This window comes from Rhizobacter sp., assembly GCA_019635355.1.
Lineage (GTDB): Bacteria > Pseudomonadota > Gammaproteobacteria > Burkholderiales > Burkholderiaceae_C > Rhizobacter.
This window is the reverse complement of record JAHBZQ010000001.1, coordinates 1,717,112-1,732,825: the sequence shown is the minus strand read 5'-3', so window position 1 is coordinate 1,732,825 and position 15,714 is coordinate 1,717,112. Positions and strand designations below refer to the sequence as shown.

Below are 15,714 nucleotides of genomic sequence, written 5' to 3'. Positions count from 1 at the left end.
AACGATTGTAGTCGGCGCTCCCTTCTGAAGCCCTTGTCTGGTGCGGGCGTGAAGGTTTGCGCGATCGTGCAATTTATGTGGTGACAGGCCCCCGTGGCTGGAGGGGCGCCGGGCCTGTCGGTGCCGCGAGGGCTTCGAAACAATGGCCCGCATGACTTCTTCGACCCCGCTCGACACTTCGTCCTCGCACCCCCAGCGCCAACCGCAGGCGCAGGCCCTGAGTGCCGATGCGCACGCCTGGCTTGCCGGGCTGCCGCCGCGCTACCAGCCGCTCGCCACGGCACGCCGGCACCCGCACATCGTGAACCGGCTGTGCGAGCTGTGGGTGACGCCGGCTGCGCTACCGGCTTACATGAAGGAGCTGGTGCTGAGCAGCCGCCCGGCGCGGCGCGAAGGCTTCGCCTTCGAGGTGCTGACCGAACTGGCCGACCTGCAGGCACTCGTCGACGAGATGCAGCAGGCCAAGCGCTGATGCGGCGCCGCGCGCTTTACGTGCGTTAACACGCCTTTACCTTGACGATGTGAACGGGCGGTCGCCGCCATCCGTTGTGGGAGCAAGCCGGCCGCTTGGCGCCGGTCTCACAAGGAGAGAACACATGTTCAACCGCAAGTCCGCTTTCGCTGCCCTCGTTGCGCTGGGCGCCCTGGCTGCCGGCAGCAGCGCCCATGCGGGCAACGTGCAATGGTCTGTGGCCGTGAACCTGCCGGTGCCCGTGCCCGTGGTGGTGGGTGCGCCGGTCTATCACGCCCCGGCCCCGGTGTATTACCCGCCGGCCCCGGTGGTGGTCTACCGCCCGGCGCCGCCCCCGGCCGTGGTGTACCGCCCGGTGCCGGTGGTCGACTATCGCGGCTGGGATCACCGCCATCACCACCACCGTCATCACGGCCACCGCCACGATGACCACCGTGGTGGCTACGGCGACCGCGATCGCGACGACCGCGGCCCCCGCTGGGAGCCGGGCCCGCGCCAGCGCCACCACTGAACCGCTAAACCCCAAACGGGCCGCGTTGAGCGGCCCGTTTTTCATGGTTTGTCGATCGGCTTGTCGGGTTCGCCGCGCTCGCGGCGCATGCGCTCGATCTCCTGCCGCAACATGCGCTCGCGCAGGCCCTCGCCCTGCAGCGTGGCGAAGGTGAAGAGCCCGTGGATCGCGAGGCCAACGGCCCAGCCCCAGATGAAGAAGGGCTTGTGCCGGGCACCCACGAGGAAGGCGATGCCGAAGCCCAGGTGCACCATCACGAAGACCATCGCGTGCGTGTAGAAGCCGATCTTGCGGCGCACGCGGTGCAAGGCGCGTGCTTCGAGGCTGTCGCGGGGGAGGTCGGAGCGGCTCATGTCACAGCGCCTTGAAGAGGTGGGCGTACAGGCGGCTCACGGCCAGCTTGTCGGCGTGGTCGCGCAGACTCAGTGTGAGCCTGCCGCTCTCGTCGCGCACGGCGGTGGCCACCGCATCGGCGCGCACCACGGTGCCGCGGTGGATCTGCCAGAAGCGCTGCGGGTCGAGCTGCGGCAGCAGCTCGCGCAGCGAGAGGCGGATGAGGTGCTCATGCTCGGCGGTGACGACGCGCACGTATTTGTCAGCCGCTTCGAAATACAGCACCTCGTCGACCTTCACCATGTGGATGGTGCTGCCCACGCCCGCCTGGATCACGCTCAGGCGCGGGGCGGAGGGAGCGGCCGGCGCTTGCGCCAGCAGGCCGCGCAGCTGGGCGACGGCTGCGTCGAGCGCGTTGCTTTCCGCCGGGGCCTGGGCGCGCAGGCGCAAGGCGTCTTGCAGGCGCGAGCAGGTCTGCGCGAGCCGCTCGGCCGTGGCGGGCTTCAGCACGTAGTCGAAGGCGGCGCGCTCGAAGGCTTCGATCGCATATTCGTCATGCGCCGTCACGAAGACGAGCAGCGGGAAGGGGCTGTCGTCGGGCCAGTCTTCGGCCAGCGCGTGCGCGGCTTCGAGGCCGCTCAAGCCCGGCATGCGGATGTCGAGGAAGAGCACCTGCGGGCGCAGCGCGAGCGCTTGCTGCACGGCGGCGTCGCCGTTGCCGACGCTGGCGACGACCTGCAGCGCGGGCCATTGCCGGGCCAGCTCGGCCTTCAGGTGGGCGGCCAGCAGAGGCTCGTCTTCGGCGATGAGGGCGGTGGCGTTCATGGGAGGTTCAAGCGGTGCGGTTGAGGGGGATGCGCACGGTGGCGACCACGCCCCCGTCGGCATCGTCTGCCGGCGCCAGCACGAGGCTGGCATCGTCGCCATAGAGCGTGGCAAGGCGCTCGCGGGCCTGGCTCATGCCGAAGTGGGTGCCGTCGTTCGCCACGGAGGACAGGCCCACGCCGGTGTCGCGCACGGTGAGCACGAGGTCGGCGCCTTCGCGGGCCGCGCGCACGACCAGCCGGCCGCCGTCGACCTTGGGCTCCAGGCCGTGCTTGATGGCGTTTTCCACCAGCGGCTGCAGCAGCAGCGTGGGCACGGCGAGTTCGCTCAACGAGTCGGGCAGGGTGATCTCGGTGACGAGGCGCTCGCCCATGCGGATCTTCATCAGCGCGAGGTAGTCGTTGAGCCGCGCGAACTCGGCCCCGAGCGGGTGCAGCATGCCGCGCGAGGCGGTGAGCGTGGAGCGCATGAAGGCGACCAGGTGGTCGAGCATCTCCTGCGCGCGCGGCGGGTCGAGCGCGATCAGCACGCGCAGGTTGGCCAGCGTGTTGAAGAGCATGTGCGGCTCGAGCTGCGAGGAGAGCAACTGCAGCTGGGCCTGGCTCGCGTCGCGCTGGGCCGTGGCCGCAAGCTGCTCCAGCGACGCACCGCGGCCGCGCGCGTGGAAGAAGAAGGTGATGACGCCGCTCATCGTGAACGCGAGGAACAGGTAGCCGAGCGTCTGGCGGGGTTGGGCCAGCATCATGTTCCAGGTCGAGTAGCCGCTGAACGCATCGCCGATCGCCGTACCGATCGTGTAGCCGACGAGGATGCCGCCCACCAGCAGCACGTAGCGCCGCCAGCCCACCGGCCAGTTGCTGCGCGGGTCGCGCTTGAAGGCGTGGCGGGCGCATTCGATGGTGAGCCAGATCGACAGGCCGATGGCCTGCGCATAGACCATCTGGACCACCATGTTGTCGTTGCGCAGCGCGAGGCCCAGGCCGATCACGACGTTGAAGACGACGACGACCAGCCCGCGGGTCAGCACCGTTCCGAAGTGTTCAGCGTAGGGCTTGGGCGTGTCCATGGGCGGAGCAGTCTACTGGTGAGGCTCAGGCCAGCGCGAGGGCCGGGGCCGTCTTCGCGCTGCGCAGCACCCGCAGCGCGCGGCCGACGAAGAGGCTCGACAGCACCCCGTAGACGGCCGGCACGGCGAGGTCGAAGGTGGTGTTTTGCTTGAGCGCGGGGTCGAGCACCATCATCACCGAGGTGACGTAGCGCACGCCGAACACCGCCCAGATGGTGAGCAGCGGCCACAGGCTGCCGGCCACGGCGAAGCGGCCGTCACCCAGCGCCTTCACGCCGCGTGGGGCGATCAGCCAGTGCTGGGCGCCGAGCGAGAGAGCCAGGCCGGCGGCCCAGGCCAGCAGCACCGGCGCGTTGAAGCCGAAGGTGTTGGCCGCGCCCCAGACGGAAAAGAAGGTCCAGCCGAGCGAGATGCCCACGACCCGGCCGGCGCTCAGCGTCTGGTCGAAGGCCTGGCGCAGGCCCATCAGGCTGACGAACGCGAGCAGGCCCCAGACCCAGACCGGGGTGTGCACGATGACTTGGCCGACGAGTTGGAGGAAGTTCATGGTGGTCTCCTTGGGGCTGAGGCGGTGTTGCGATGGGGTGGACTGTGGCGGCGCCGCCCCGGCCGGGCGAGCCCGATGCGACGAAGCGGCGGCGGCGGGCGCGAAATGCAGCCGCCGGGCCGCGAGCGGCTGGCTATAGTCATCGCCCCGCCCGAGCCCAGGAGAACCGAATGCCCTTCGTTGCCGCCCGCCCCTGCCTTCGACGGGTCGCCCTCCTGGTGGCCACCGCCGGCCTGGCGGCCTGCACGACGCCTGCATCGCCGCCGCCCGCGGTGCCCGTCTTTGGGCCCATGCGGCCCCCGGCGCCTGCCGCGAGCCCGGCTCCCGTGCCGTCGGCGACCCCCGCCCCGGCGCCAATGCCGGCTGGGCTGGCCAACCGCTTCCCCGAGCCGCCGGTCAGCTACCGCACGCCGGCCTTCCAGCTGGGCCACTCGGCCTTCACCAGCGCGGCCGAGGCGCAGCGGCTGCTGCAGGGCCTGGCGCGCGACCACGCCGCGGTGGTGCGGGTGCTGAAGGTGGGCGAAGACGCGAATGGCGCGGCGCTCGAGGCGCTGCTCTTCAGCCGCTCGGCGCAGGCCACGCCCGAGTCGATCCGGGCGAGCGGCCGGGCCACGGTCGTGTTGCACGGCCCGCAGCGGGGCGACGCGCCCGCCGCCACCGAAGCCCTGCTCGTGGTGGCGCAGGAGCTGGCGCGGGGCCGCCTGCAGTCGGTGCTCGACAAGGTCAACGTGATCGTGTGGCCGCTGGTGCCGGCACCGGGCGCGGCGCTCGCCGGCGACCACCTGCTGCTCAAGACGCCGCAGGCCCAGGCCCTGGCGCGGCTCGTGCGCGAGTACCAGCCGGCGGTGGTGGCCGAGGTGTCGGAGTACCTGCCGTCGGCCGAGTTCTCGCTGCGCTTTGCCGCGGTGGAGCGGCACGATGCGATGCTGCAATACGCCGCCGCGGGCAACCTCGCACCGTTCGTCACCAAGGCGGCGGAAGAGTGGTTCCGCCAGCCAATGCTGGCGGCCTTGCAGCAGCAGGGCCTGGCCGCCGAGTGGCACTACGGCGTGGCGGTGGGCGCGGTGGAGCGGCGCCTGGCGATGGGCAGCCCGCTGCCCGACAACAGCCGCAACGTGCAGGGCCTGAAGAACGCGGTGAGCCTCAGCATCGAATCGCGTGGCGAGGCGGCGGGCGGCCGAGTGCATCTCAAGCGCCGCGTGCACACGCTGGTGACGGCGCTCGGCGCGGTGCTGCAAAGCGCCAGCGACCGCGGCGCCGACCTGCTGAAGATCCGCCAGTACGTCGACGCCGAGATCAGCGCCCAGGCCTGCAAGGGCACGGTCGTCGTCGAAGCCGGGCTGAGCCCGGGCGAACACACGTTGCAGATGCTTGATGTGGCCACCGGGGCGGAAAAATCGTCCACCGTCGCGTGGGACTCGGCCCTGGCGCTGCGCGAGCTGCAGGTGCGCCCGCGCCCTTGCGGCTACTGGCTGGAGGCCAGCGAGTCGGCCGCCGTGGCACGCCTGCGCCTGCTGGGCGTGCGGGTGGAGCAGGTGCTGTCGAAGGGTGTGGTGCAGGGCGACACCTTCGTCGAGACGGCGACGGCCCCGCGCGAGGTCAAGACGGTCTCGGCCTTGCTCGACCTCGCACCAGGCGGCTACTACGTGCCCCTGAGCCAGCCGCTCGCGCACGTGGCCGTGGCGGCGCTGGAGCCCGACACCGCCTTCAGCTACTGGGCCGGCGGCCTGGTGACCGGCTTGAACAAGGCCGCGCGTGTGATGGCCTTGCCCGGCGTCAAGACCGCAGTGATGCCTTGACAGCCACCGTGGCGCTGCGCCGCCTCAGCGGCGGCGCGAGCCGCTGCCGCCGAAGAGGCTGCCCAGCACGCCGCGGATGATCTCGCGGCCCACCGTCGAGCCGATGGTGCGGGCGGCCGACTTGCCGAGCGTCTGCACGATGCCGTCGTGCTGGCCTCCGCGCGGGCCGGTGCGGCCGAAGAGGATGTCGTTCAGGCCGCCGCTCAGCAGGCCGCCGTCTTCCTGGGGCTGGGCGCCCTTGCCCGGCTTGGCGGTCGTGGCCTGCCCGGGGCTGGCGGTGGGGGCCGCTTCGGCACCGGCCACCGCGCGGCCCTTGAGCTTCTCGTAGGCTGATTCGCGGTCGACCACCTTCTCGTACACGCCCGCCACCAGCGAGCCGGCGATCAGCGCCTTGCGCTGCTCGGGCGTGATGGGGCCGATCTGGCTGCCGGGCGGGATGACGAATACCCGCTCGGTGACGCTCGGGCGGCCCTTGGCGTCGAGGAAGCTCACCAGCGCTTCGCCCACCGCCAGCTCGGTGATGGCGGCCTCGATGTCGAGCCCCGGGTTGGCGCGCATGGTGCTGGCGGCCGACTTCACCGCCTTCTGGTCGCGCGGCGTGAAGGCGCGCAGCGCGTGCTGCACGCGGTTGCCGAGCTGGGCGAGCACGGTGTCGGGGATGTCGAGCGGGTTCTGGGTCACGAAATAGACGCCGACGCCCTTCGAGCGCACGAGCCGCACCACGAGCTCGATGCGCTCGACCAGCGCGGCCGGGGCGTCCTTGAACAGCAGGTGCGCTTCGTCGAAGAAGAAGACGAGCTTGGGCTTGTCGAGGTCGCCCACCTCGGGCAGCTGCTCGAAAAGCTCCGACAGCATCCACAGCAGGAAGGTGGCGTAGAGGCGCGGCGCGTTCATCAGTTTGTCGGCCGAGAGCACGTTGACGACGCCCTTGCCGTCGACTGTCTGCATGAAGTCGCCGATGTTGAGCATGGGCTCGCCGAAGAACTTGTCGCCGCCTTGTTCTTCGATCTGCAAGAGGCCGCGCTGGATGGCGCCCACGCTGGCGGCGCTCACGTTGCCGTATTCGGTGGTGAACTGCGAGGCGTTTTCGCCCACGTGCTGCAGCATCGCGCGCAGGTCTTTCAGGTCGAGCAGCAGGAGGCCGCTGTCATCGGCGATCTTGAAGACGAGGTTGAGCACGCCGGCCTGGGTCTCGTTCAAGGCGAGCATGCGGGCCAGCAGCAGCGGGCCCATGTCGCTCACGGTGGCACGCACCGGGTGGCCTTGTTCGCCGAACACGTCCCACAGCGTGGCGGGGCAGGCGAACGATTCGGGGAGGTCGAGGCCGCGTTCCTTCAGCACGGCGGCGAGCTTGTCGCCGATCTTGCCGGCCTGGGTGATGCCGGTGAGGTCGCCCTTGACGTCGGCCATGAAGACCGGCACGCCGATCTTGCTGAAATGCTCGGCGAGGTTTTGCAGGGTGATCGTCTTGCCCGTGCCGGTGGCGCCGGTGATGAGGCCGTGGCGGTTGGCCAGGGCCGGCAGGAGGAAGCACTCCGTCTTGTCGTGCTTGGCGATGAGGATGGGCTCGGCCATGAATTTGCTCCAGGGAAGGCAGGGTCGCACCGCTAAAATTGCAGTCTATCCCCCAGAACCACATTACCGGGCGGCTGCGCGCGACGCCAGCCCCCGCAGCAGGAGCCTTCATGGCCGGACATTCCAAATGGGCCAACATCCAGCATCGCAAAGGCCGCCAGGACGAAAAGCGCGGCAAGATCTGGACCCGCATCATTCGTGAAATCATGGTGGCGGCCCGCCAGGGCGGCGGCGACCCCAACATGAACCCACGCCTGCGGCTGGCCATCGACAAGGCCAAGGCCGCCAACATGCCGGCCGACACGATCAAGAAAAACGTCGACAAGGCCACCGGCAACCTCGAAGGCGTGCACTACGAGGAAGTCCGCTACGAGGGCTACGGCATCGGCGGTGCCGCCGTCATCGTCGACTGCATGACCGACAACCGCGTGCGCACCGTGGCCGAGGTGCGGCATGCCTTCAGCAAGTACGGCGGCAACCTCGGCACCGAAGGCTCGGTGGCTTTCCAGTTCAAGCACTGCGGGCAGCTGCTGTTTGCGCCCGGCACCAGCGAAGACAAGGTGATGGAAGTGGCCCTCGAAGCCGGCGCCGACGACGTGGTGACCCACGACGACGGCTCGCTTGAGGTGCTCAGCTCGCCGCACGACTTCGAAGCGGTGAAAAAGGCCCTGGAGGCCGCCGGCCTCAAGCCCGAGCTCGCCGAAGTGACGATGCGCGCCGAGAACACCATTGACCTCACCGGCGAAGACGCCCAGCGCATGCAGAAGCTGCTCGACGTGCTGGAAGACCTCGACGATGCGCAAGAGGTCTATCACAACGCGGTGATCCACGAATGAAGGTTCTCGTGATCGGCTCCGGCGGCCGTGAACACGCCATCGCGTGGAAGCTCGCGCAGTCACCCAAGCTGCAAACGGTCTACGTGGCCCCCGGCAACGGCGGCACCGCGCTCAGCCCGCATTTGAAGAACGTCGCCATCACCGACATCAAGGCGCTGGCCGACTTCGCGGTGAGCGAGAAGATCGCGCTCACGGTCGTCGGTCCCGAAGTGCCGCTGGCGGCCGGCGTGGTCGACGAATTCCGCTCGCGCGGGCTGCGCATCTTCGGCCCCACCAAGGCCGCGGCGCAGCTCGAAAGCTCGAAGGCCTTCTCGAAGGACTTCATGAAGCGGCACGGCATCCCCACCGCCGCCTACGAGACCTTCGCCGACATCAAAGCCGCCCACGCGTATGTCGACAAGATGGGCGCGCCCATCGTCGTGAAGGCCGACGGTCTGGCGGCGGGCAAGGGCGTGGTCGTGGCGGCCACGCTCGAAGAGGCACATCAAGCTGTCGACTGGATGTTGGCCGACAACAAACTCGGCGTGCAACACAACGAGGGCGGCGCCCGCGTCGTCATCGAGCAATTCCTGCAAGGCGAGGAAGCCAGCTTCATCGTGCTGTGCGATGGCAAGAACGTGCTGCCGCTCGCCACCAGCCAGGACCACAAGCGCCTGCAAGACAACGACGAAGGCCCCAACACCGGCGGCATGGGCACCTACTCGCCCGCGCCGGTGGTCACGCCCAACGTGCATGCGAAGGCCATGCACGAGATCATCCTGCCGACCATCGACGGCATGGCGAAAGACGGCATTCCCTTCACCGGCTTCCTCTACGCGGGCCTCATGATCGACGAGCACGGCGTGCCGCGCACGCTCGAGTTCAACACCCGCCTGGGCGACCCCGAGACGCAGCCGATCATGATGCGGCTCAAGAGCGATCTCTTCGACGTGCTGATGGCGGGCACCGACGGCACGCTCGACCAGGTCGAGCTGCAGTGGGACCGCCGCGCCGCACTCTGCGTGGTGATGGCCGCCGCCGGCTACCCGCTCGACCCGCGCAAGGGTGACGCGATCACGGGGCTGCCGGCCGAGACGCCCGATGCGATGGTGTTCCATGCCGGCACCACGCTGAAAGACGGCGCGCCCGTCACCTCGGGTGGCCGTGTGCTGGGCGTCACCGCGCTCGGCGACTCGGTCAAGATGGCGCAGCACCGGGCCTACGAGGTGCTGGGCGGCATTCGCTTCGACGGCGCGCAATTCCGGCGCGACATCGGCCACCGGGCCATCAAGCGCTGATGCTCATTCCAGAGCGGCCGGTGCAGCTTCGCGGCAGCGCGGTGGCTCTGGGCTTGATGCGCCTCCTGGGCTGGAAGCTCGTCTACCACGGCCTGCCGGCGCGGCAGGGTGTGATCGTCGTCTACCCGCATACCTCGAACTGGGATTTCCTCTTTGGCCTGCTGGCGAAGTGGTCCATCGGCATCCAGGTGTCGTTCTTCGGCAAGGACAGCCTGTTCAAGCTGCCGCTGATCGCCCATTGGATGCGCTGGCTGGGTGGCATCGCGGTCGACCGCCATGCGTCGCAGGGTGTCGTCGGCCAGATGGGCGAGGCGCTCAAGCAGGCGAAGGCGCAAGACCGCTTCATGTGGCTCGCCCTCGCCCCCGAAGGCACGCGCAGCTACCGCGACGCGTGGCGCTCGGGCTTCTACCATGTGACGCTCGCGGCCGGCGTGCCGCTGGGCCTGGCGGCGCTGGACTACGCACGGCGCGAAGTGCGGCTCGACACCTTTCTCAGGCTGAGCGGCGACGAGGCTGCCGACATGGCGCAGATCGCGTCGGTTCTCGGGCAGGCCACCGGCAAGCGGCCGGCGCTCGCCGCCCCCATTCGATTGAAGCCATGAACACACAAGACGTCCGCACCTACCTGCTCTCGCTGCAGGACCGCATCCTCGGCGCGATGGAAGCCGAGAGCGGCGACCGCTTCGTGAGCGACAGCTGGACCCGTCCCCCCGGCGAGCGGCTGCAGGGCGACGGCTTGTCGCGCCTCGTCGAGGGGGGCTCGCTGCTGGAGCGCGGCGGCTGCAATTTCTCGCACGTGAAGGGCCCGGCGATGCCGCCGTCGGCCACGGCCCACCGGCCCGAGCTGGCCGGCGCGCCTTTCGAGGCGATGGGGGTGTCGCTCGTCTTCCATCCACGCAACCCCTACGTGCCCACCGTGCACATGAACGTGCGCATGTTCGCTGCGCTGCCCGCCGGCCGTGAGCCGGTGGTGTGGTTCGGCGGCGGCATGGACCTCACGCCGTACTACGGCTTCGAGGAAGACGCGCGCCACTTCCACCGCGTGAACCGCGACGCGCTCGCGCCCTTCGGCGCCGACAAGTACCCGCGTTTCAAGCAGTGGTGCGACGAGTATTTCTTCCTCAAGCATCGCAACGAGCCGCGGGGCATCGGCGGTGTGTTCTTCGACGACTTCGCCGAGGGCGGCTTCGAGCAGAGCTTTGCGCTGATGCGCGCGGTGGGCGACGCGTTCACCGCGGCCTACATGCCCATCGTGCAGCGGCGCAAGGCGCTGGCCTACGGCGAGCGCGAGCGCGAGTTCCAGACCTATCGCCGTGGCCGCTACGTCGAGTTCAACCTCGTCTTCGACCGTGGCACCCTCTTCGGCCTGCAGTCGGGCGGGCGCACCGAGAGCATCCTGATGTCGATGCCGCCGGTGGTGACATGGCGCTACGACTGGTCGCCCGAGGCGGGCACGCCCGAGGCGAAGCTCTACAGCGATTTCCTGCGGCCCCGCGATTGGGCCTTTGAATGAAGCGAATCGGCCTCTTTGGGGGAACCTTCGACCCCGTGCACCTGGCGCATCTCGCGCTCGCACGTGAAGCGCTGGCTGCGCTGGCGCTCGATGAGCTGCGTTGGATCCCCGCCGGTCAACCGTGGCAGAAAGCGCGCCAGCTTGCCGCACCGCAGCACCGCGAGGCGATGGTGCGGCTGGCGATCGAGGGCGAGCCGCGTTTCACGCTCGACCGCTGCGAACTCAAGCGCCAAGGACCGAGTTTCACGCTCGACACCGTGCGCGAGCTTCAGGCCAAGGAGCCGGGGAACGAGTGGTTCCTCATCCTCGGCCAGGACCAGTACGCTGGCCTGCACACCTGGCGCGACTGGCGTGAGCTGCTTGGCCGCGTGACGCTGGCCATCGCCAACCGGCCGGGTGTTACGCCCGCGCCGCACCCGGACGTCCAGAAGGTGGAGCACCAGATGGTGCCGCTGCCGATGATGGACATTTCATCGACCGCGATCCGCGCCCGCGTGGCGCAGGGCGAAGGGGTCACCGATCTGGTGCCTCCCGCGGTCGCACGCTATATTGACCAGAACGACCTCTACCGAGGCACCCCCAGGAGCTGAATGGACATCCGTAAACTGCAACGCGCCATCGTCGATGGGCTGGAAGACGTGAAGGCCCAGGGCATTCAGGTCTTCGACACCGAGCACCTCTCTGCGCTTTTCGAGCGCGTGATCATTGCCTCGGGCACGTCGAACCGACAAACCAAGGCGTTGGCCGCAAGCGTGCGAGATGCCGTCAAGTCCAAGGGCTTCCCGGTGCCGCGGACCGAGGGCGAAGACAACGGCGAATGGATCATCGTTGACTGCGGCTCGGCCGTGGTGCACGTGATGCAGCCGGCCATCCGCGAGTACTACCACCTCGAAGAGATCTGGGGCGGCAAGCCGGTCAAGCTCAAGCTCGAGAGCGGGCCGGTGAAGCTCGTGAAGGCGTCGGACGAGGCGGCACCTGCGGCGAAGAAGGCTGCAGCCAAGAAGGCGGCACCGGCGAAGAAGTCGGCGCCGGCCAAGGCTCCGGCCGCCAAGAAGGTTGCGGGCAAGACGGCTGCCAAGAAAGCGCCGTCCAAGAAGCCCGTGACGGGCAAGGCGGCGGTCACACGCGTGGTGGGCGTCAAGAAGGCGACCCCGGCGGCGAAGAAGACCACCGCCAGCAAGCCCGCGGCCAAGAAGGTCGCAGCCAACAAGCCTGCCGCCAAGAAGGCTGCGCCGAAGAAGACGTCGTCGCGCGCGTGAAGCTCTTCCTGGTCGCCGTCGGCCAGCGCCAGCCCGCGTGGGCCGACACGGCCTACGAAGATTTCGCCAAGCGCTTCCCGCCGGAGATGCGGCTGGAGCTCAAGGCCGTGAAGGCCGAGACGCGTGGCAGCAAGACGGCCGCCCAGCTCATGGCGGCCGAGGCCACGCGACTCGAAGCGGCGCTGCCGAAAGGCGTGCGCCGCATCGTGCTCGACGAGCGGGGCGACCGCGTCACCACCGTGCAGCTTGCGGCCCGCATGGAAGGCTGGCAGCGCGACGGGCGCGACGCCGCCATCCTGATCGGCGGGCCCGACGGGCTCGACCCCGCGCTCAAGCAGACCGCCGATGAGACCTTGCGCCTGTCGGACCTCACCCTGCCGCATGCCTTCGTGCGCGTGCTCGTCGCCGAGGCGCTCTATCGGGCGTGGACGGTGATGGTCAACCATCCCTACCACCGCGAATGACGCATTCCTTCATCTACCTCGCGTCGCAGAGCCCGCGCCGTCGCCAGCTGCTGGAGCAGATCGGCGTGCAGCATGAGCTGCTGCTGCCGGGCCCCGAAGAAGATGCCGAAGCGCTCGAAGCCGAGCGACAAGGCGAGCTGCCGCGTGACTATGTGGAGCGCGTGACGCGCGCCAAGCTCGGCGCCGCGGTCAAACGATTGAAGGCGCGCGGCATGCCCGCGGCACCCGTGCTCTGCTCCGACACCACCGTGGCTCTGGGCCGGCGCATCCTCGGCAAGCCGGCCGACGCGGCCGATGCGGCGAACACGCTGTCCTTGCTGTCGGGCAAGACGCACCGTGTCATCACCGCCGTGGCGGTTGCCACAGGCCGTAGTTCGGCGCTGGCCGTCAACGTGTCGCATGTGCGCTTCGCCGAACTCACGTCCGCCCAGATCGATGCGTATGTCGCCAGCAAAGAGCCTTTCGGCAAGGCCGGCGCCTACGCAATCCAGAGCGCCGCGGCCGCGTGGATCGCCCATATCGACGGAAGCTACTCCGGTATCATGGGTTTGCCTCTGTACGAGACGGCACAACTGCTGAGACAAGCGCGCGTGCGGTTCTGAAGGACGCACGTCGTTCGACGACAAGAGACCCGTCCTCCATGCAAGACATCCTCATCAACTGGGCGCCCCAGGAGACCCGCGTCGCGGTCGTCGAAAACGGCGCGGTGCAAGACCTCTACGTCGAGCGCACGCTGGAGCGGGGCCTGGTCGGCAACATCTACGCCGGCCGCGTGGCGCGTGTGCTGCCGGGCATGCAGAGCGCCTTCATCGACATCGGCCTGGAGCGTGCCGCGTTCCTGCACGTGGCCGACGTGCACGTGAACGGCGGCAACGCCAACCGCAACGACGCCGCACCGCCCACGCCCATCGAGCGCCTCGTCTTCGAAGGCCAGACGCTGATGGTGCAGGTCATCAAGGACCCGATCGGCACCAAGGGCGCGCGCCTTTCCACGCAGATCAGCATCGCCGGCCGCATGCTCGTCTTCCTGCCGCAAGACGACCACATCGGCATCTCGCAGAAGATCGGCTCGCACGAACTGCGCGAGCAGCTGCGCACCCGCATGAACACGCTCGCCGGCAAGCCCGAAGACGGCAGCCCCTACAACGGTGGCGGTTTCATCCTGCGTACCAACGCCGAAGACGCGACCGACGAAGAGCTGGGTGACGACATCTCGTACCTGCGCAAGACCTGGGGTGCCATTCGCGAGAAGAGCTTCAAGTCACCCGCCGGCACGCTGCTGCACCAAGACCTGAGCCTCGTCGAGCGCGTGCTGCGCGACCTGGCGAACGACAGCACCCAGTCCATCCGCATCGACTCGCGCATGCAATACGACCAGCTCGTGGCCTTCGGCACCGAGTTCACGCCGGGCTCGGTCGACAAGCTCGTGCACTACAAGGGTGAGCGCCCGATCTTCGACCTGTACAACATCGATGAAGAGATCGAGCGTGCGCTGGCCCGCCGCGTCGACCTCAAATCGGGTGGCTACCTCATCATCGACCAGACCGAGGCGCTGACGACCATCGACGTCAACACCGGCGGCTACGTCGGCGCACGCAACTTCGACGACACGATCTTCAAGACCAACCTCGAAGCCACGCAAGCCATCGCCCGCCAGCTGCGCCTGCGCAACCTCGGCGGCATCATCATCATCGACTTCATCGACATGACGCGCGAAGAGCACCAGGCCCAGGTGCTCGGCGAGCTGCGCAAGCAGCTGGCACGCGACCGCACCAAGATCACGGTGAGCGGCTTCACGCAGCTCGGTCTGGTGGAGATGACGCGCAAGCGCACCCGCGAGTCACTCGCCCACATGCTGTGCGAGCCGTGCCCCACCTGCGCTGGCAAGGGCCAGGTGAAGACGCCACGCAGCGTGTGCTATGACATCCTGCGCGAGATCCTGCGCGAGGCGCGGCAGTTCAACCCGCGCGAGTTCCGCGTGGTGGCAGCGCCCGCGGTGGTGGAGATGCTGCTGGATGAGGAGAGCCAGCACCTCGCGGGTCTGTCCGACTTCATCGGCAAGCCCATCTCGCTCACGGCCGAGACGAGCGGGTCGCCCGAGGCGTATGACATCGTGCTGATGTAGGCGAGGGCGACGACGTGAAACTTGCCAGCGGCCCTTTCGGCCGCGTCATCGTCATCGTGACGCGCCAGATCGGCGACGTGCTGCTGACCACGCCTCTGATCCAGGCTGCGAAGGAACGTTGGCCGCAGGCGCAGATCGACGTGCTGGGGTTTGCCGGCACGCTCGGCATGCTGCGCGGCAACCCGTCGGTGCACGAGTTCATCGAGGTGCCGGCCGGTTCGGGCTGGCGGCAGGCCAAGGCGCTGTTGCCACGCATCTGGCGGCGCTATGACCTCGCGCTCGTGGCCGAAGCGAGCGACCGGGCCCACCTCTACGGCTGGGCCGCCGCGAAACTCAGAGGCAGCCTCGTGCCGCAGCGGCAGTCGATTGCGTGGTGGAAGAAGCTTTTGAGCCAGCACACCGTCACCATCGACGACGACCGCACGCCGACGGTGCTGGAGAAGCTGGCGCTGCTGTCGCCGTGGGGCCCTCTGCCCTCGGCGGTGAACGTGCTGCCGCCCGAGGCGCAAGACCTGCCTGCCAAGCTGCTGGCCCAGCTGCGCGACGCGCCGGTGGTGGTGCACGTGCCCTCGATGTGGCGCTACAAGCAGTGGCCGGTCAAATACTTTGCCGAGGTGATCGAGGCGCTGCTCGCACGCGGCGAGCAGGTCGTGCTGACGGGCACGGCCTCCGAGGTCGACCAGGCCCAGGTGGCCGCGGTGCGCCATCTTGGCAACCCCCCCGCGCTGATCGATGCGTCGGGCAAGCTCAACCTGAACCAGGTGACGGCCTTGTTGCGCCGGGCGGTGTTGTACGTCGGGCCTGACACGTCGATCACCCACCTCGCGGCCAGCACCGGCACGCCGGTCGTCACCATGTTCGGGCCGACCAACCCCGTGCGCTGGGGGCCGTGGCCGCAAGGGTTGGCGGCTGTGACGCCCTGGCAACGCGCCGAGCCACGGCAGTCGGCAGGCAAGGTCATCATGCTACAGGCCGCACAAGACTGCATCGCCTGCGGGCACGCCGGCTGCGAGGATCACCGCGACAGCCGCAGTGAATGCCTCGAGGCCTTGGCGCCGCAGCGGGTGATCGATGAGTGTTTCCGCCTGCTCGATGCCATGAAGAGAGCCTGA

The 15,714-nt window shown here is 68.8% G+C and carries 18 protein-coding genes; 13 read left to right on the top strand and 5 right to left on the bottom strand.

The genetic code is table 11. The annotated features are described in order from the left end of the window. Window positions 1-151: 151 nt before the first annotated feature. The gene (locus KF892_07670) at window positions 152-472 is read left to right on the top strand and encodes a hypothetical protein (GenBank protein ID MBX3624872.1); all 321 of its coding nucleotides are present in this window, start codon (window positions 152-154) and stop codon (window positions 470-472) included. 124 nt (window positions 473-596) lie between these two features. Then, on the top strand, window positions 597-983 hold the full coding sequence (locus KF892_07665) for a hypothetical protein (protein ID MBX3624871.1): 387 nt from the start codon (window positions 597-599) through the stop codon (window positions 981-983). A gap of 41 nt (window positions 984-1,024) precedes the next feature. Here the strand turns inward: KF892_07665 and KF892_07660 are convergent, their stop codons facing one another. Genes KF892_07660 through KF892_07645 form a run of 4 tightly spaced genes read right to left on the bottom strand, consistent with a single transcriptional unit; the run spans window position 1,025 to window position 3,754 of the window. Continuing rightward, window positions 1,025-1,336, bottom strand: a complete 312-nt coding sequence (locus KF892_07660) for a 2TM domain-containing protein (protein MBX3624870.1) — start codon at window positions 1,334-1,336, stop codon at window positions 1,025-1,027. 1 nt (window position 1,337) lies between these two features. Further along, window positions 1,338-2,141, bottom strand: a complete 804-nt coding sequence (locus KF892_07655) for a response regulator transcription factor (GenBank protein MBX3624869.1) — start codon at window positions 2,139-2,141, stop codon at window positions 1,338-1,340. 7 nt (window positions 2,142-2,148) lie between these two features. After that, on the bottom strand, window positions 2,149-3,207 hold the full coding sequence (locus KF892_07650) for a histidine kinase (protein ID MBX3624868.1): 1,059 nt from the start codon (window positions 3,205-3,207) through the stop codon (window positions 2,149-2,151). 25 nt (window positions 3,208-3,232) lie between these two features. After that, a complete protein-coding gene (locus KF892_07645; GenBank protein ID MBX3624867.1) occupies window positions 3,233-3,754 on the bottom strand; it encodes a hypothetical protein in 522 nt (173 codons plus the stop codon). A 170-nt stretch (window positions 3,755-3,924) separates the two neighbouring features. On the opposite strand from KF892_07645, the gene KF892_07640 reads away from it, so the two are divergent. After that, a complete protein-coding gene (locus KF892_07640) occupies window positions 3,925-5,553 on the top strand; it encodes a peptidase M14 (protein ID MBX3624866.1) in 1,629 nt (542 codons plus the stop codon). Window positions 5,554-5,577: 24 nt separating this feature from the next. Here the strand turns inward: KF892_07640 and KF892_07635 are convergent, their stop codons facing one another. Then, entirely contained in the window at window positions 5,578-7,128 is a 1,551-nt protein-coding gene (locus KF892_07635; protein MBX3624865.1) for a DUF853 domain-containing protein, read from the bottom strand. A 110-nt stretch (window positions 7,129-7,238) separates the two neighbouring features. On the opposite strand from KF892_07635, the gene KF892_07630 reads away from it, so the two are divergent. From KF892_07630 to KF892_07585, 10 genes are read left to right on the top strand one after another with little or no spacing between them, the layout of a single operon-like run. Then, entirely contained in the window at window positions 7,239-7,964 is a 726-nt protein-coding gene (locus KF892_07630; GenBank protein ID MBX3624864.1) for a YebC/PmpR family DNA-binding transcriptional regulator, read from the top strand. After that, window positions 7,961-9,241: a phosphoribosylamine--glycine ligase gene (gene purD, locus KF892_07625; protein ID MBX3624863.1), complete on the top strand. Its 1,281-nt coding sequence runs from the start codon at window positions 7,961-7,963 to the stop codon at window positions 9,239-9,241. The genes KF892_07630 and purD overlap by 4 nt, the downstream gene beginning before the upstream one ends. Beyond that, window positions 9,241-9,843: a 1-acyl-sn-glycerol-3-phosphate acyltransferase gene (locus KF892_07620; GenBank protein MBX3624862.1), complete on the top strand. Its 603-nt coding sequence runs from the start codon at window positions 9,241-9,243 to the stop codon at window positions 9,841-9,843. The genes purD and KF892_07620 overlap by 1 nt, the downstream gene beginning before the upstream one ends. Further along, window positions 9,840-10,754 (top strand): oxygen-dependent coproporphyrinogen oxidase, encoded by a 915-nt coding sequence (gene hemF / locus KF892_07615; GenBank protein MBX3624861.1) that lies wholly within the window; start codon window positions 9,840-9,842, stop codon window positions 10,752-10,754. The genes KF892_07620 and hemF overlap by 4 nt, the downstream gene beginning before the upstream one ends. Beyond that, window positions 10,751-11,344: a nicotinate-nucleotide adenylyltransferase gene (gene nadD / locus KF892_07610; protein MBX3624860.1), complete on the top strand. Its 594-nt coding sequence runs from the start codon at window positions 10,751-10,753 to the stop codon at window positions 11,342-11,344. The genes hemF and nadD overlap by 4 nt, the downstream gene beginning before the upstream one ends. Further along, window positions 11,345-12,013: a ribosome silencing factor gene (gene rsfS / locus KF892_07605; protein ID MBX3624859.1), complete on the top strand. Its 669-nt coding sequence runs from the start codon at window positions 11,345-11,347 to the stop codon at window positions 12,011-12,013. Next, window positions 12,010-12,477: a 23S rRNA (pseudouridine(1915)-N(3))-methyltransferase RlmH gene (gene rlmH, locus KF892_07600; GenBank protein ID MBX3624858.1), complete on the top strand. Its 468-nt coding sequence runs from the start codon at window positions 12,010-12,012 to the stop codon at window positions 12,475-12,477. Before rsfS ends, rlmH begins: the two co-directional genes overlap by 4 nt. Beyond that, complete coding sequence (gene maf / locus KF892_07595) at window positions 12,474-13,079, top strand: septum formation inhibitor Maf (protein MBX3624857.1); 606 nt, start codon at window positions 12,474-12,476, stop codon at window positions 13,077-13,079. The genes rlmH and maf overlap by 4 nt, the downstream gene beginning before the upstream one ends. A 38-nt stretch (window positions 13,080-13,117) precedes the next feature. Further along, complete coding sequence (rng, locus tag KF892_07590) at window positions 13,118-14,602, top strand: ribonuclease G (GenBank protein ID MBX3624856.1); 1,485 nt, start codon at window positions 13,118-13,120, stop codon at window positions 14,600-14,602. Window positions 14,603-14,616: 14 nt separating this feature from the next. Then, on the top strand, window positions 14,617-15,714 hold the full coding sequence (locus KF892_07585; protein ID MBX3624855.1) for a glycosyltransferase family 9 protein: 1,098 nt from the start codon (window positions 14,617-14,619) through the stop codon (window positions 15,712-15,714).

What these genes read in the sequence shown, in the direction of transcription:
- purD (MBX3624863.1), top strand. Translation starts at nt 7,961, where the DNA reads ATGAAGGTTCTCGTGATCGGCTCCGGCGGCCGTGAACACGCCATCGCG.
- KF892_07670 (MBX3624872.1), top strand. Translation starts at nt 152, where the DNA reads ATGACTTCTTCGACCCCGCTCGACACTTCGTCCTCGCACCCCCAGCGC.
- rsfS (MBX3624859.1), top strand. Translation starts at nt 11,345, where the DNA reads ATGGACATCCGTAAACTGCAACGCGCCATCGTCGATGGGCTGGAAGAC.
- KF892_07635 (MBX3624865.1), bottom strand. Translation starts at nt 7,128, where the DNA reads ATGGCCGAGCCCATCCTCATCGCCAAGCACGACAAGACGGAGTGCTTC.
- KF892_07665 (MBX3624871.1), top strand. Translation starts at nt 597, where the DNA reads ATGTTCAACCGCAAGTCCGCTTTCGCTGCCCTCGTTGCGCTGGGCGCC.
- KF892_07660 (MBX3624870.1), bottom strand. Translation starts at nt 1,336, where the DNA reads ATGAGCCGCTCCGACCTCCCCCGCGACAGCCTCGAAGCACGCGCCTTG.
- maf (MBX3624857.1), top strand. Translation starts at nt 12,474, where the DNA reads ATGACGCATTCCTTCATCTACCTCGCGTCGCAGAGCCCGCGCCGTCGC.
- nadD (MBX3624860.1), top strand. Translation starts at nt 10,751, where the DNA reads ATGAAGCGAATCGGCCTCTTTGGGGGAACCTTCGACCCCGTGCACCTG.
- KF892_07640 (MBX3624866.1), top strand. Translation starts at nt 3,925, where the DNA reads ATGCCCTTCGTTGCCGCCCGCCCCTGCCTTCGACGGGTCGCCCTCCTG.
- rng (MBX3624856.1), top strand. Translation starts at nt 13,118, where the DNA reads ATGCAAGACATCCTCATCAACTGGGCGCCCCAGGAGACCCGCGTCGCG.
- KF892_07630 (MBX3624864.1), top strand. Translation starts at nt 7,239, where the DNA reads ATGGCCGGACATTCCAAATGGGCCAACATCCAGCATCGCAAAGGCCGC.
- hemF (MBX3624861.1), top strand. Translation starts at nt 9,840, where the DNA reads ATGAACACACAAGACGTCCGCACCTACCTGCTCTCGCTGCAGGACCGC.
- KF892_07655 (MBX3624869.1), bottom strand. Translation starts at nt 2,141, where the DNA reads ATGAACGCCACCGCCCTCATCGCCGAAGACGAGCCTCTGCTGGCCGCC.
- KF892_07620 (MBX3624862.1), top strand. Translation starts at nt 9,241, where the DNA reads ATGCTCATTCCAGAGCGGCCGGTGCAGCTTCGCGGCAGCGCGGTGGCT.
- KF892_07645 (MBX3624867.1), bottom strand. Translation starts at nt 3,754, where the DNA reads ATGAACTTCCTCCAACTCGTCGGCCAAGTCATCGTGCACACCCCGGTC.
- KF892_07650 (MBX3624868.1), bottom strand. Translation starts at nt 3,207, where the DNA reads ATGGACACGCCCAAGCCCTACGCTGAACACTTCGGAACGGTGCTGACC.